The sequence below is a fragment of the Streptomyces sp. R818 genome (assembly GCF_056172735.1).
This window is the reverse complement of the sequence record NZ_JAOCNE010000014.1, coordinates 1,184,458-1,198,987: the sequence shown is the minus strand read 5'-3', so window position 1 is coordinate 1,198,987 and position 14,530 is coordinate 1,184,458. Positions and strand designations below refer to the sequence as shown.

At 70.9% G+C, this 14,530-nt stretch carries 13 protein-coding genes and 2 pseudogenes; 7 read left to right on the top strand and 8 right to left on the bottom strand.

From position 1 onward, the window contains the following. The first annotated feature begins 1 nt into the window (after position 1). Together N5I75_RS37390 and N5I75_RS37385 are read left to right on the top strand one after the other, a co-directional pair. Complete coding sequence (locus N5I75_RS37390; protein WP_476684657.1) at positions 2–3,370, top strand: amino acid adenylation domain-containing protein; 3,369 nt, start codon at positions 2–4, stop codon at positions 3,368–3,370. Continuing rightward, positions 3,367–4,632 carry an MFS transporter gene (locus N5I75_RS37385; protein ID WP_476684656.1) on the top strand — a complete coding sequence of 422 codons (1,266 nt, stop codon included), beginning with the start codon at positions 3,367–3,369 and terminating at the stop codon, positions 4,630–4,632. Before N5I75_RS37390 ends, N5I75_RS37385 begins: the two co-directional genes overlap by 4 nt. 75 nt (positions 4,633–4,707) lie before the next feature. Here N5I75_RS37385 and N5I75_RS37380 read toward each other — a convergent pair whose 3' ends face one another. Further along, positions 4,708–5,445 carry a LuxR C-terminal-related transcriptional regulator gene (locus N5I75_RS37380; protein WP_476684655.1) on the bottom strand — a complete coding sequence of 246 codons (738 nt, stop codon included), beginning with the start codon at positions 5,443–5,445 and terminating at the stop codon, positions 4,708–4,710. A 68-nt stretch (positions 5,446–5,513) separates the two neighbouring features. Then, positions 5,514–5,708, bottom strand: a complete 195-nt coding sequence (locus N5I75_RS37375) for a hypothetical protein (RefSeq protein WP_476684654.1) — start codon at positions 5,706–5,708, stop codon at positions 5,514–5,516. Positions 5,709–6,296: 588 nt separating this feature from the next. Here N5I75_RS37375 and N5I75_RS37370 point away from each other — a divergent pair. Beyond that, on the top strand, positions 6,297–6,992 hold the full coding sequence (locus tag N5I75_RS37370) for a helix-turn-helix transcriptional regulator (RefSeq protein WP_476684653.1): 696 nt from the start codon (positions 6,297–6,299) through the stop codon (positions 6,990–6,992). 172 nt (positions 6,993–7,164) lie between these two features. Here the strand turns inward: N5I75_RS37370 and N5I75_RS37365 are convergent, their stop codons facing one another. Next, positions 7,165–7,542: a MerR family transcriptional regulator gene (locus N5I75_RS37365; RefSeq protein ID WP_476684652.1), complete on the bottom strand. Its 378-nt coding sequence runs from the start codon at positions 7,540–7,542 to the stop codon at positions 7,165–7,167. Positions 7,543–7,629: 87 nt separating this feature from the next. Here N5I75_RS37365 and N5I75_RS37360 point away from each other — a divergent pair, with 87 nt between their 5' ends. After that, a complete protein-coding gene (locus N5I75_RS37360) occupies positions 7,630–8,358 on the top strand; it encodes an SDR family oxidoreductase (RefSeq protein WP_476684651.1) in 729 nt (242 codons plus the stop codon). A 139-nt stretch (positions 8,359–8,497) separates the two neighbouring features. Here the strand turns inward: N5I75_RS37360 and N5I75_RS37355 are convergent. Next, a pseudogene (locus N5I75_RS37355) lies at positions 8,498–8,587 on the bottom strand (DUF5713 family protein); the annotation flags it as partial. Here N5I75_RS37355 and N5I75_RS37350 point away from each other — a divergent pair. Beyond that, positions 8,581–8,706, top strand: a pseudogene (locus N5I75_RS37350) (DUF5713 family protein); the annotation flags it as partial. The pseudogenes N5I75_RS37355 and N5I75_RS37350 sit on opposite strands and share 7 nt — an antisense overlap. A gap of 473 nt (positions 8,707–9,179) precedes the next feature. Here the strand turns inward: N5I75_RS37350 and N5I75_RS37345 are convergent. After that, positions 9,180–10,493, bottom strand: a complete 1,314-nt coding sequence (locus tag N5I75_RS37345) for an MFS transporter (RefSeq protein WP_476684649.1) — start codon at positions 10,491–10,493, stop codon at positions 9,180–9,182. Between the two features lie 149 nt (positions 10,494–10,642). On the opposite strand from N5I75_RS37345, the gene N5I75_RS37340 reads away from it, so the two are divergent. Both N5I75_RS37340 and N5I75_RS37335 read left to right on the top strand, forming a co-directional pair. Further along, complete coding sequence (locus tag N5I75_RS37340; RefSeq protein ID WP_476684647.1) at positions 10,643–11,239, top strand: CGNR zinc finger domain-containing protein; 597 nt, start codon at positions 10,643–10,645, stop codon at positions 11,237–11,239. A gap of 209 nt (positions 11,240–11,448) precedes the next feature. Further along, positions 11,449–11,670 (top strand): hypothetical protein, encoded by a 222-nt coding sequence (locus N5I75_RS37335; protein WP_476684646.1) that lies wholly within the window; start codon positions 11,449–11,451, stop codon positions 11,668–11,670. A 220-nt stretch (positions 11,671–11,890) separates the two neighbouring features. Here N5I75_RS37335 and N5I75_RS37330 read toward each other — a convergent pair whose 3' ends face one another. The 3 genes from N5I75_RS37330 to N5I75_RS37320 form a co-directional block, all read right to left on the bottom strand. After that, positions 11,891–13,114: a cytochrome P450 gene (locus tag N5I75_RS37330; RefSeq protein WP_476684645.1), complete on the bottom strand. Its 1,224-nt coding sequence runs from the start codon at positions 13,112–13,114 to the stop codon at positions 11,891–11,893. A gap of 63 nt (positions 13,115–13,177) precedes the next feature. Further along, entirely contained in the window at positions 13,178–13,264 is an 87-nt protein-coding gene (locus N5I75_RS37325) for a hyalucidin A family RiPP precursor (RefSeq protein ID WP_476684932.1), read from the bottom strand. Positions 13,265–13,270: 6 nt separating this feature from the next. Next, positions 13,271–14,482, bottom strand: coding sequence for a cytochrome P450 (locus tag N5I75_RS37320; protein ID WP_476684644.1), 1,212 nt, complete (start codon positions 14,480–14,482; stop codon positions 13,271–13,273). Positions 14,483–14,530: the final 48 nt, after the last annotated feature.

Here is a 14,530-nt window from a genome sequence, read left to right as displayed (position 1 = left end):
CATGACCGCGCCTTTCGACCTCCTCACCCCGGGACCGGACCAGCCTCCGGAAGACACCCCCTGGGAAGACACGTACGCCAGCGACGGTGTGCACGACGTCTTCGCCCGTCAGGCGCGTCTGCGCCCGAAGACCACCGCCGTCGTCACGGTGCCCGCCTCCGCGACGGCCGGGGGCGGCGCCGAGCAGGCGTCCTACGCCGAACTCGACGCGCTCGCCAACCAGATGGCGCACCGCCTCGCCGACCTGGGCGTCGGCCTCGGCACGCGGGTGGCCGTCTGCCTGGAGCCGTCAGTGCGCCTGGCGGTGACGCTGCTCGCCGTCATGAAGGCGGGCGCCGCCTTCGTGCCCCTCGACCCGGACTATCCGGCCGCCCGGCTGAGCCACCTCCTGGACCACTCGGGCGCCGCCGTCGTCGTCGCCCAGCCGGAGACCGCCGGACGGCTGCCCGCCGCCGACGCCGGGCTGCTCCTCCTCGACGAGGGCTTCTCGGCCCTCACCGGCCGCCCCCCGACCCCGCCGCGGGCGGCGGCGGGCCCGGACGACGTCGCGTGCGTCATCTACACCTCGGGCTCGACCGGAACGCCCAAGGGCGTGCTCATCACCCACCGCGGCCTGACCAACCTCGCCCGCGCCGCCGCAGACACCTTCGGCCTCGGCCCCGGCCACCGGTTCCTCCAGCTCGCCTCCGTCAGCTTCTCCGCCGCGCTGGAGGAGATCTTCCCGCCGCTGCTCAGCGGAGCGACGCTGCTGATGGCGGGCTACCACCGGGCCCTGCCGGACATCCCGCACTTCCTGAAGGTCCTGGAGCGGCACGCGGTCACCGGGTTCGAGATCACCACCAGCTACTGGCACCAGCTCGGCGACGAACTGGCCGAGACCGGGCAGCGGCTGCCGGACACCGTGCGGTTCGTGGTGATGGGCGGCGACCGGGTGCGCCCCGACCGCGTCCTCGCCTGGCGCGAGACCGGAGTGCCGCTCATCCACGTCTACGGGCCGACGGAGTCCACCGCCACCGCCACCTACCACCACTCGGCCCGCACCGAGCCCCGGCCGGACGGCACCCTGCCGATCGGCACCGCCATCGACGGTGCCGCGATCCGGCTCCTGGACGGCGCCCTGGACCCGGTGGCCCAGGGCGACACCGGCGAGGTCTACGTCGCGGGCCGGGCCCTGGCGCGCGGCTACCACCGGGCCCCGGGCGACACCGCCGCACGGTTCCTGCCCGACCCCCACGGCCCGGCGGGCAGCCGCATGTACCGCACCGGTGACCGGGCCCGCCTCCTGCCCGACGGCCAGCTCGAATTCCTCGGCCGCACCGACAACCAGGTCAAGATCCGCGGGTTCCGGGTCGAGCCCGGCGAGATCGAGGCGGTCCTCCAGCGCCACCCCGCCGTCCGGCACGCCGTCGTCACCGTGGAACGGCGCGACGACAGCAGCGAGAACGCGGTCCTGCACGCCCACGTCACCCCCGCGCCCGGCGAGGACCCGGCGCGGACGGACGACCCCCGCAGCGGTCAACTGCGCGATTACCTCGCCGGGTTGCTCCCCGCCTACATGGTCCCGGCCACTGTCACCGTCCTCGACACCATCCCGCTGACGGCGCACGGCAAGGTGGACTTCGCGGCGCTGCCGGGCAGGACGGAGGAGAAGAGCGCGGCGGGCCAGCCCCTGCGACCGGGCACGGCGGCGGACCTGGCCACCGTCTGGGCCTCGGTCCTCAAACTCGACCACGTCGGGCCCGACGACGAGTTCCTCGCCCTCGGCGGCAACTCGCTGCAAGCCGTGAAGATCGCCGCGAGGCTCCACCGGGAGTTCGGGATCGACATCCTGCCGAACGACCTGCTGGCGTCGAGGACCGTCACCCAGCTCGCCGCCGTCATCGACGGCAAGCGCGGCGACGCGGCGCACACCACCCAGGCCGCCCGCACAGCGGCCGAGACCGAGAACCGGCAGACCGCCCAGTGGGCCCGCAAACGCGCCGCCGTCGAGGCGTCGCTCGCCCGCTTCTCCGACGGACGCCGCGCCGCGCCCATCTCCCTCACCCAGCAGGGCCTGTTCGTCCTGAGCAAGCTCGCGGGCGACCTCCCGCTCTACAACGAGGCCTGGCAGTGCCGGCTGACCGGCCGCCTGGACCACGGCGCCCTCGACCGGTCGATCCAGGAGATCGCCGCCCGGCACGAGGCGCTGCGCACCTCCTTCGGGCTGCTCGGCGGCAGCCCGGTCCAGTTCGTCGCCCCGGCCGTCGACATCCCCGTACGGTACGTGGACGTCTCGGCGCGGCCGGAGGAGCTGGCGGAGCTGCGCGACAGCGCGATCCGCGAGCCGATCGACCCGGCGACGGCGCCGCTGCTGCGCGTCCTGGTCCTCTCGCGGTCCGAGACGGAACACCTCGCGGTCTTCGTCGCCCACCACCTCGTCGTCGACTTCGTCTCCGTCGACGTGTTCATGGACGAGCTGGCCGCCTGCTACCCGGCCTTCCACGCCCAGACCTCCCCCGCGCTCCCCCGGCCGTCGCTCCAGTACGGCGACTGGGCTCTGTGGCAGCACAGCCATCTGCGCGGCGACGCCATGGACCGGCTGCTGCACTACTGGCGCGAGCGGCTGAGCGACCCGGAGCCGCGCCCGCTGGACCTCGGCGGCGACCGCCCGGCACCCCAGCACGTCGACTACCGCGGCGGGCGGCTCGCCCTCGACCTGCCGCCCGCCCTGCGGGACGCCGTCCACGCACTGGCCCGGCGCGAGGCTGTCACCCCCTTCATGGTGCTGCTCACCGCCTTCTACGCGCTGCTGCACACACGCTCGGGCAGCGACGACGTGAGCGTGGGCACACCGGTCGCCAACCGCGGCGGCCCCGGCACGGAGCGGCTGATCGGCTGCGTCAACAACACGGTCGTCCTGCGCCAGCACATCCCGGCCGAGGCACGCTTCCGCGACCTGCTGACCCAGGTGCGCGACACCTGCCTCGGCGCCTACGAGCACCAGTCGCTCCCGTTCGACCAGCTCGTGGAGAAGCTGGGCCCGCGGCGGCACCCGGGGCGCAGCCCGTACTTCCAGGTGCTCTTCGCCCTTGAGGACGAGAAGGCGCTCGAGCGCACCTTCTCGGACCTGACGCTGGACCAGAACACCATCCTGCCGAACGGACTCGCCAAATTCGAACTGGTCTGCGTGATCCAGGACCACGGCGACCGCCTCGAAGTGGGACTGACCTACCGCACCAGCCAGTTCGACGAGGCCACCGTCCGTGATCTGGGCGCCGAGTACGAGAAACTGCTCACCCGGTTCACCGCCGACCCCGACCGCTCTGTCGCGGCCGCGACAGGTGCGGCCGGCAGTGCCACACCCCTCAGCACCACCGTGGAGACACCATGACGACCGCCCCACCGAAGAAGCCGCGCCCGGACCGGCCCGTGGTCGAGCTGGTGCGCCACGCGGCCTACTGGCGCTGGGTCGCCGCCACGATGCTGCACCGGCTGCCCCCGATCATGGCGCCGATGGCGCTGATCCTGGCCAGCACGCACTACACCGGCAGCCCCGCCACGGGCGGTCTCCTCGTCGGTCTGGCGACCCTGCCCTGCATCCTGGCCGCCCCGCTCTTCAGCCGCTTCCTGGAGAGGCTGGGCCGCGAGCGCTGGACCCCGCGCGTCATGGCACTGGGCGGCGCCGCCCGCATCGGCGTGGCGGCGGGCTTCGTCGGGCACGCGCCGGTCTGGGTCCTGTTCGTCCTGTCCCTCGTCGGCAACATGGCCACGTTCGGTGTGGGCGGCGCCATCAGGACCCTGTTACGCGTCACGGTCCCGCAGCGGCTCATCGCCTCGGCGCTGTCGCTGGACGCGGTGCTCGTCGAACTGGTCGTCGTCGGCGCCCCGTTCGTGGTCGTGGCCTGCGCGGTGTTCAGCCCCGCGTACGCCCTGATCGTCATGGGCGCGGCCATGCTGGCGGGCGCGCTCCTGCTGCTGCCGAAGCCGAAACCGACGTCCGAGACCGGGGAGGAGGGCGGCACGGCGAACGCGGCCGAGGAGGAGGGGATCGCACGCGACGTCCCCGAGTCGACGGGCGTGTGGCGCAACCCGGCCTTCCTGTTCTGGGCGCTGGTGACCATGGCGTTCGGGCACTTCCTGGGCACGGCCGAGGTCGGCGCGCTGCCCCGGGTCCTGGAGGAGGGCGGCGGCACGGCCCAGGCGGCGGTGCTCGTCGGAGTGCTCGGCGCGGCCAGCGCCGCGGCCGGACTCGTCTACGCCTGGTACGCGACACGCGTCAAGGTCACCCTCACGGCGCGTGCCGTCCTGCTCCTGGTGACCATGACGGCGGCGACCCTGGTCATCGCCACCGTCTCCGGCTGGTGGGGCCTGATCGTGGCCTTCGCCCTGCTCGGACTGTGCGCCGCTCCGCTGAACTCCGTCATGACGGAGGCGCCCGGCTACGTCGTCCCCCGCTCCCGGATGTCGGAGGCGTTCAGCGTCCTCGTGGCCACGCAGAGCATCGGCTACTCGTTCGCCGGCGGGCTGCTCGCCGTGGTGAGCGTGCACCACATGCTCCTCCTCGGCCCGGCGACCGCGGTCGTCGCGCTGGCCGCCGCCACCGTGCTGCGGCCGGCCCGCGCGGCGGCGGCGATGGGCGCCGCCGCGCGGTGACCGTGCCGTGACGTGCTGATGCCGGTGCCCCGTCCACTCGCGGACGGGGCACCGGCATCAGCACGTCGGCCGGGCTCAGCCGGCCGGGCGCATCCCCATCCGGGTGTTGGCGTAGCTGTGGCCCAGGAGCACGGCCTCGGTGCGGGTGCGCAGATCGAGCTTGTTGAGGATGTGGTAGATGTGGCTGCGGACGGTGGCTTCCTGGACGTGCAGCCGCCGGGCTATCACCGTGTTCGTGATGCCGTGCCCCAGCGCCTCGAGCACCTCCAGCTCCCGCTCCGTGAGCACGTGCTCGACCTGCGGCAGCGACAGGTGCTCGCGCCGCATCCCGTCTCCCATCCAGCCCACCAGGACCTCGGCGATGGAGGCGGACAGGTAGGTCCGTCCGCTGTGCGCCTCCAGGACGGCCATGCCGAGATCGCGGTGGCTGGTGTTGCGGTCCACGAACCCGCGCACCGAGCACTTCACCGCCGTGCGCAGCATGTCGGCGTCGTCGGGCTGCATCACGGTGACCAGAGCGGGCCGTGCGCCGGACGTGAACCGCTCGGCGAGCGCGGCCCCGGCGTCGTCCTTCAGACAGTCGCCGCCGACGAGCAGCACGTCGGGCCGGGCCCGCAGCGGCTGGGCGAACGCCTGCCGTGCCGAGCCGAAATCGGCCATGACGTCGATCTGCGGGTAGTCGTCGAGGAGGGCGCGGATTCCCGCGCGCAGGATCGGATCCTCGTCCAGGACGACGAGTTGTACGGTCCCGTCCATCGTGTGGGGGGCGACGTCCGCGCCCAGCAGGGCGGTGCGTCCTTCCGTGGAGTTCACCGACGGCTCCTTCGGGAGAGTGGGGGGGGGGAAGGGGCTGAGCGGACTCTGAACCAGCCGTCCTGGCGTCAGACCGATCCGCCCGTGCCGAAGGAGGCCGCGGGCGCCTGGCCCGGCCGCGCCTCGGCCTGTGCCGCCGGCGCATTCTCGACGCTGTCCCACCCGATTCCGCCATCATCCGGGATTCCCGCCACTGTCAGTCCGGCGCCGACGAGAGAGGCGGCGGCAAGAAGGGCGGCCACGGGGCCGATGATTTTAGGCATGAGAAGCACTCCTGGTCCACTGTGTGCGGCAAGTTCTAGCCGTTTTTACAGAAAGCGCTGGCTTCGCTGGTTCCCGGACACCGATTCAGTGCAGTAACCACCGACTCCCAGCAGTCTGCGCGAGCCCTCTGTTCCGACGGAACACTTTCCGGCGGCACCTAGCTGCCTAGGCACGTTGGTGCCATCACCAGCCAACACGTCCGCACGAAGGCCCTGTTGATGGCGGGCGACCCCGCTGACAGACTCAGCACGTTGTGTGAGACGGGGGCGGCCACAGGAAAGGGCACAAGCACGATGGCCATGTTGAGCAACCTGGGTCTCAGCCCCACGGCGGAAGCCGTTTACGCGGCCCTCAACCGTCAGTCGCAGGCCCATCCCGCGGAACTCGGAGCCGCATTAAGGCGTTCCCCACAAGAGATAGCGGCGGCCCTCGAAGAACTGCAGGAAGCCTCGCTCATACGGCCTTCCAGAGAAAACCCGGAATGCTACCGCGCCGTCAGCTTTCCCGTCGCACTCACCACACTTCTGCGCAATCAGGAAGCGGAACTTGCCCAGCAGGTACAGGCGCTCAGCGAGCGGAGAGCCGCGGTGGTGGAGGCCGCGGCCCGCCTCAGCCCTGCCTACGACGGTTCACAGGAGGGCACCGAAAGACTCATCGGCATCGACGCGATCGAGACACGGCTCGAAACCCTCGCGCAGAACCTGGAGAAGGAATGCCTCGCCATACTTCCCGGCGGAGCCCAGTCCCAGGCGAGCCTCGACGCGTCCCGGCCGCTCGACGAGGAGGCCCTCGCACGCGGCGTCTCCTTGCTCAACCTCTACGACGACGCCATGCGCCACGACGAACCGACCCGCGCCTACGCCTCCTGGCTCACCGAACACAACGCCCAGGTCCGCACCGCCGCTGTGCTCCCGCCCCGGATGCTGATCTTCGACCGGAGCGTGGCCGTCGTCCCCATCGACCCGGAGAACTCCCGCGCGGGCGCACTCCTCACCTCGGAGCCCGGCATAGTCGCCACCCTCGTCGCCACGTTCAACCAGGCATGGGAACAGGCCACCCCGTACACCGACAGCGAGTCCGCCCACCCCGAGACGGGGCTCAGCGACACCCAGCTCAAACTGCTGATCCTGCTCGCCCAGGGCATGACGGACGAAGCCGCGGCGAAACGCCTCAACATCGGGCTGCGCACCGTGCGCCGCCAGATGTCCGCCATCATGGAACGCATCAACGCCAAGAGCCGCTTCGAGGCAGGCGTCAAGATCGCCCAACAGGGCTGGCTGTGACCGGCCCGGCCGGCGGGACACGTCACCGGCAGGAACGATGCTCAGCCTATGGACGCGCCGCCTCCGCCGCTACGTCATCGCGCTGAGACGACGTCAGCGTTTTGTTTACGGCGGCCTCGGCCGACGGCACCGGGAATCCGACCGGACGGGGCCTGACGGGCGGAAAAAGGTCTCACGGGTGCGAGTCCGTGATCGCGATGACCTCGTCGAGGCGGTCCAGGGCGGCCTGCAGGTCGTCGACCTTGGCCTGGATGCGGTCGCGCTCGGCGCGCAGCATGACGCGTTGCTCGGCACTGGTGTGCCCGGTGTCGAAGCACGGAAGGAGTTCCGCGATCCTCCGGCTGGTCAGACCGGCGGCGTACATCTGCTGGAAGAAGCGCAGTAGGGCGACGGTGTCCTGCCGGTAGAGGCGCTGGCCGGACGGGCTGCGCTCCGCGGTCAGCAGCCCCTGCTGCTCGTAGTAGCGCACGGCGCGCACCGAGACACCGGCGTCCCGCGCCACCTCGCCGATGCGGACCAGCCGCTCCGCCGCGGCCTCCGTGACGGTCATGGTGACTCCTCTCGGCCGGTCTCGACGGCCGGCGCTTACTTTTGGCGCTTGCCTCTGACGTTGGCGTCAGGTTTTAGCGTACCGGGCATGGACATCAACAACTCCGTCGCCCTTGTCACCGGAGCCAACCGCGGCCTGGGCCGCGCCTTCGCCCAGCGCCTGCTCGAACGAGGCGCCCGCAAGGTCTACGCGACGGCCCGCCGACCGGAGACCATCAACCTGCCCGGGGCCGAGACACTGCCCCTCGACATCACCGATCCGGCATCCGTGAGGGCCGCCGCCGAGGCCGCCCCGGACATCTCGCTCCTCATCAACAACGCGGGGATCAATACGGGGACCGACCTGGTGACGGGCTCGCTGGACGCGGTGCGGCACGAACTGGAGACCAACATGTTCGGCCACCTGCACATGGTCCGGGGTTTCGCGCCCACGCTCGCCAGGAACGGCGGCGGTGCCGTCGTCAATGTCCTCTCCGCCATGTCGTGGTTCGGGGGCGCGGGCGCCAACGCCTACCACCTGACCAAGGCCGCGGCCTGGGCCATGACCAACGGCATCCGCCTGGAACTCGCCGAGCAGGGCACGCTCGTCACCGCGGTACATCTCGGCCTGGCCGACACCGACATGGCCGCGGGCTGGCCCGTCGACAAACTCAGCCCCTCGGACCTGGCCGACGCCGCGCTCGACGGCGTCGAGGCGGGCGCCGCCGAGGTCCTCGCCGACCAATGGAGCCGGGACATCAAGTCCCGACTGCCGCTGGCACCGGAGGAGTTCAACGCAGCGATGGACCGCGCGCTGGCGGCACTGATGGCGGCCTGAGCGAGCCCTAGGGCCCGCGCTGACTCCCACGTACGCAACCATCGCCTGCCTGCGGAGTGCACTCTCACCGGCCCGGCCGCGCCCATTCGAAGGGGCGGGCGCGGCTAGGGCCTGTTGTGAAAGCCGTGGTCGCGCGTGCCTCGATGCGCTCGCACAGCCGCAACAGAATCGTCTTCCCCTGGTCGACCACGTGATCAGGGAAGTACGAGTCGTCGTACACGGGCTGCAGGGAGCGAGATCGAGACGGTGGCGCGGGAGTGGATCTGTGACGAGTTCTGCTTCGTCGCGTCGGCATACGGGTTCACAGAAGCGGATGCGGAGGAGCTGGTCGTCGGCCGGGACTGGTGAGGATCCACTTTCGACAGTTGGCGGGTCCTGTGCCCCGCCGCCGTGTGATTGCTCAGGGAGTGTTCGCGGTCGCCCAGGAGCGGAACAGGGCGAGGGGGTACTCACGTTGCTCCGGGTCCGTCTCCTCCAGGTCAATGGTGACGGTCCAGCCGGGATTATTGCGAATTGCGCACCAGAGGGGACGCCAGTGCTCTGACCATAGGTCCGCCGGGTCGTTCAGGCCGCGGTGCGCGGGGGCGTCCGCCCCAGCGTTCTTCTTGCGAGGGGGCCGGTTGCCCATGATCACGTAGATTGGTGCGCCGTCCGGCCCGTCAACTGATCGAGCTGCTCACGAAGCGAGGCTGGACCAAGCTCGAACGTGTCGACCCGCCACGGGCGCAGCCAGAACACGGTAGTTCATTGGGCCGCCCGCCAGCCCGTACCGCCACCTGATTCAGGTGCCCTGGAGTGCAGTGGCGGCGCCGCGTGTAGCGCTACTTCTTGTCGCCGAACGCCTCCGTGAGCACGGGCCGCGTCAGGACCCGTAGGAACGGCGGCACGGTCAGGGCCACTGACAGGGCGAAGAGGGCGAACGCGATGCGCAGGCCGAACCATTCGGCGAGCAGGCCCATGAGACCGGCCCCGACGGGCATCGCGCCCCAGCTGAACAGCCGGTTGACGGCACCGAACCGGCCGAGCATGGCGTCGGGCACGAGGCGCTGCGCCAGGGTCCGCGAGTTCACCGTCCACAGGGTGCCGCCCATGCCGCCGAGGAAGGCGGCGGCGGCCACGGCCCACAGGTTGGTGGTCAGCGCGGGCACAGCCATCATCGCGAACGTGCCGCACAGGTCGGCGAACATCACCCAGCGGCGGCCGAAGAAGCGGTTGAGCCAGGTGACGGCGAGCGCGCCGGCCAGCCCGCCGACGCCGAGCGCGCTGAGCAGCGTGCCGTACTCCCGCGCGTGCAGGTGCATCACAGACGTGGCGAAGAGCGGCATCAGCGCGAGCCAGGCGCCCCAGCACGCGCACAGGACGGTGAGGATGAGCGCCATGGTGCGCAGCAGCACGTGGTCCCAGAGGTAGCGCAGGCCTTCGGCGATCTGTACGCGGACGGCGGCGTCGGCCGTCTCGGTGTCCCCGCCGTCCTCGCGGGCCGCGCGGAACCGGCCGACCAGCAGGACCACGATGAGCGAGGCGGCCAGATAGGCCACCCAGGTCGTGCCGAGGGCGACACCGGTACCGGCAGCGAGCAGGAGACCACCGACGAAGGGCCCGGCGAACTCGTTGCAGACCGTCTCGGCTCCGGCGATCCAGGTGTTGGCCCGTTCCCTGCCTTCCGGCGGGGTCAGCGCCGGGATCAGCGCGGAGGCCGAGGTCAGGGCGATGACCTCGGCGATCCCCAGCACCGCGCCCACGCCGCACAGCACGGGGATGGTGACGGCGTCGGCGGCGGCCAGCGGCATGAGCGAGCCGAGCGCGAGCAGGCGCAGTGCGTTGGCGGCCCAGAGCAGGCGCCGCCGGTCGAGGCGATCGACCAGAACGCCGACGTGCAGGGCGGCGAGCAGCCACGGCAGGGACAGGGTGAGGGAGACCGCGGAGACTTGAGCCGGTGAGCCCGAAGCCTGGGTGGCCATGAGCGGCAGGGCGATCTTGGTGACGCCGTCCGCGAGGTTGGTGACCGCGGTGAAGACGAGGAGGACGACGATATTGCGCCTGCCGCGCTCAGCCTCCGACGCGCACGGCTCATCGTTCCCCGCTCCCGGCGCCCGCGGCGCATCCACGGTGCCGACGACGCTGTGTTCACTCATCCGTCTCCCCCTGTACCTCGGCCAACGCTTCGGCCCTAACCATCTAAGTGGTTTTGATGGTGAGCCCCGGTTCTTGAGTCTGGCACGGACGGTTCGGCCCCGCTACCCGCTCAAGCCGATAGCCGGTTAGTCGGCGTAGACTCGGACGCATGGCCGAGACATCCGCTCCCGCACTGCTGGTCCAGGCGTTCGCCAACACGGTCGACGTCGAGGAGGGCACCGACGAGATCGACACGGCCCGCGGGCTTGACGCCTGGCTGCGAGACCAGGGACTACTGCGCGGCGGCGAGCGGGTGCGGGCACAGGACCACGAGCTGTGCCTGCGGATGCGCGCCGGAATCCGTGAGGAACTCGGCGCCCATGTCGGCGACCGGGCCGACTCGACGCTGCTGCACGAGGCCACCGAGGCCCTGCGCGACCTGCCGATCGTCGTGACCGTCGTGACCGCGGGGGCGACAGGAAGCACGGGGGCCGACGGGAACCCGGCCACCTGGGTGCTCGCGCCCGCCCCGCACCTCACCGCGCCCCGCAAGGCGCTCGCCGCGCTCGCCATCGCCTGGAGCGAACTCACCGTCACCGGCGAGGCCGCCCGACTCAAGCGCTGCTCCGAGCACGCGTGCGCCTGGGTCTTCTGGGACACCTCGAAGAACCGCAGCCGCCGCTGGTGCTCGATGCGGGTGTGCGGAAACCGCGCTAAAGCCCGCCGTTATGCGGCCAGGCAGAGCGCGGGCTCGACCGCCGAGTAGTCACGACCCGCGCGCTCCAAGGACCTCGCGCCCCGAGTGCATGAGCGGCGGATGCCGCCAGAACGCAGCACGTCGGCATCGACCTCTCCCAGCGAATGTCGCATACCCCACGATGCATCCACATGACCTTTTTGTGCCGAAATAGCGATAAAGGTACTCGTCACCGCTCACGCCGTGCACGCGTACACCCCCGCACCACTGGAGAAGCCATGATCGTCAAGAAGCTGCACGAAGCCGGAGTGACAAGCGAGCACGCCTACTGCGCCGGGGTCGGCTCCATCGGGCTGGCCATCGCCTCCTGGATGACCTCCCACCGCAGCGAATGCACGGAGCGCGCCGACCGGTGGGGCATCTTCGTCGGAGAGTGGGCACCGACCTTCTTCGCACTCGGACTCGCCCTGGCAAACTACGAACGCCCTGAGCGCTCCTGACCTCGGAGTTTCGGAACACGGTACGCGTCGGAGCGCCGCCGCTCCCCGTGTCGCCGCCCTCGACCGGGGCGGTGCCACGCGGTGGCTGCGGCGGGCGGACATGGACGCCGGCAGCAGCCGGTACGGAGTCGTCGCGTACCGGCTGGCCCACCGGACCCTCGATGCCCGCGGACAGGCCACGGGCGGCCCGGCTCAAAGAGGCTGGGGTCCGGCGACGAAGTCACCGCAGGCTCAGCCGGCCATGGAAGTTCTCCGGTACGGGGGCGAAACGCAGGGCCATCGTGACGTCCTGCGGCCGGTGCACGGTCAAGTGGTAACGCGTGCACAACTGGTGGCAGAGGGCCATCAGCTGAACGGTGGCGATGTTCGCACCGATGCATTTCTTCGGTGCCCAGCCGAAGGGTACGTAGCAGGTGCGATCCGCAGGGCCGTGGGAGGCGCGGGGCAAGAAGCGGTCGGGATCGAAGACATCGGGTTGTTTCCAGACCCGCTCGTCGCGGTGGATCATGTGCGGGCTCAGCAGATACCACTGCCCCGGCTCCAACCGCGCCCGCCCCAGATCGAAGGCGTACTTGGAGCGGCGTACGAGGAGAAGCGGCGGGCTCCACAGGCGCAGCACCTCCTTGACGAACCGGTGGGTCACGGGCGCCTCGCTCGTCGGCGCCGTACGGAAGGCCACGGGGTCGACGGCGGACAGTTCACGGGTGAGGCGCTCCTGCCACTCGGGCTGGCGGGCGAACTCGTACAGCAGGCTCGCGGCGGCGGTTCCCGGAGGACCCGCGATAGCGGTGAGGACAGCGGTCACCACATCCAGGGCACGGTCCATGCCGAGGTCCGGCAGCAGGTCGACGAAGGGATCCGTGAGGTCGGGTTCGCGCCTGCGCCTGCCGTTGGCGCGCTGGCGCAGCACCCGGCGTACGACGAGGCCGGACCGCACCTGGACCGCGGTGAACCGGAGATGCTGGAAGGTGTTGCCCGCTTCGGTCGAGACCAGCCGCAGCAGCTTCCCCTCCAGGTCACGGCGGACGAGATCGGACTCGTCGGCGGTGAGCCCCGCCAGGGCGAGCGGCAGCAGTGAACGGACCGCCACTTCCTGGGCGAGCATGGCCAGGTCCACGTCTTCGTCGAGCCGCGCGTCGATATTCCGTTCCATGCGCTCGATGAGGCGTCCGTGGTGCTCGGCCGTGGCGAGCGTGTGCAGCTGGGTGAGCCACGCGGCGCGGATCCGACTCCATCGCACGGGCGGGCTCGAACGGCGGCGCACCACGTCGATCAGGCGGTCGTGCAAGGTGAAGGCGTGCCAGTTCGTGGCACTGACGCGACGGGCCGCTTCCGGTTCGAACACGGCGAGCCGTTCGTCGTCGACCCAGAAGACGCCTCCCTCGCTCGCGCTGCGCATCCGCATCATGTGCAGGAAGTCGTCCGGGTGCTGGGGAGTGGTCATCTGGATATGTCCCCTCATGTGACGCGGGGAACCGCCCGGCGACGGGCCCCCGCGTCCGGCCGGTCAGATGTGGTGGTACAGGTACCAGAAGTATTCGTACTGACGTCGGATGTTGAGAGCCGACTTCGCCTGGCGATACAGCGCACGCATAGTGGTTCACCTCCCCTCGGGGTTGTTGTCGTGGCGGCTCAGCGTCGCGAGAAAGCGCGGCGGAGCCAGCGCCGGACCCACCTGGGGTCCGGCGCCGTCGTGGGTGACCGACAACCGCCGGTCACGGGCGATCAGTGCGACAAGATCCGTGAGAAGGCGCATGGTGACGACCGCCCCCGCGCACGTGTGCGGCCCATAGCCGAAGGGGAGGTACGCGCCGTCCGGCACCGCGTCGGCCCAGCGCTGCGGTAGGAACTCGTCGGGCGTCTGCCAGTGCGCGGGATGCCGGTGGACCAGGTAGGTACACACGGCAAGTCGGTCCTTGGGGGTCACCCGCGTCCCGCCGAGCTCCTGCACCCGGCTCGGCGAGCGGGCGAACAGCCACGCCACCGGCCACAGCCGCAACGCCTCGCGCACCACCCAGTCCGCCGTCGCCGGGGGTTGCCCGGTGTGTGTTCCAAGGAGGAAGACCGACCAGCCGAGCGCGAACCCGATCGACCCGACCGTGGCGAACAGGAACGACAGGTAGACCTCGACCAGGTCTGCGGCGCGCGCGGCGGGGCCGCCCCCGTCGAGAACGACGTCGAGCAGATCGCGCGGCTCACCGACCCCGCCTGCGCTCCCCCGCTCCTGCTGCCTGACCGCTACTTCGGTGTGCAGCGCGGCGAACGCCCGGCGCCGGAAGCGCAGCCGGGACACCGCCGAGTGCCGCTGCCGCGCACCGGCGAGCACCGCCCGGGTGACGATGAGCTCCAGCATCTCGTGCAGGGCGGGTGGTGCGTCGCGGTGCAGCAAGACGTCCCGCAGATGCGCGAAAACCAGCAGATTTCCGGCATCGGGCCAGACACTGCCGGAAGTGAGATGGCGCGCTACGAGCTGGGGCAGCCGGTTCCGATTCTCCTCGAGGTGACGGCTCATCAGGGCGCGGGACGCCCGGCCGATCTCGATCTGCGCGACGCGCGGTCCGAAGACTCCGTGCCGGGTCCGGTAGAAGTCGGATGTCTCGGCGACGATGGCGTTCCGGTTGCCCATCACCGCCCGAGCAGCGTCCGGATTGGCGACGCACAGCAGCCCTGTGGCCGACCGCCACACATCCTGACTGTCGTCGAACTCGGCGGCCAGGCGCCTGAGCGGGGTGGACGGGCGGCCGAGGCCGGCGATGCCGTGCAGAACACGACGACGCTCGCCGCTACCCGCACCGGTCACGAGCGACTCCATGAACTCCCCCTTCGCACGCCGCCACGTCCGCACGTCCGCACGTCCGCA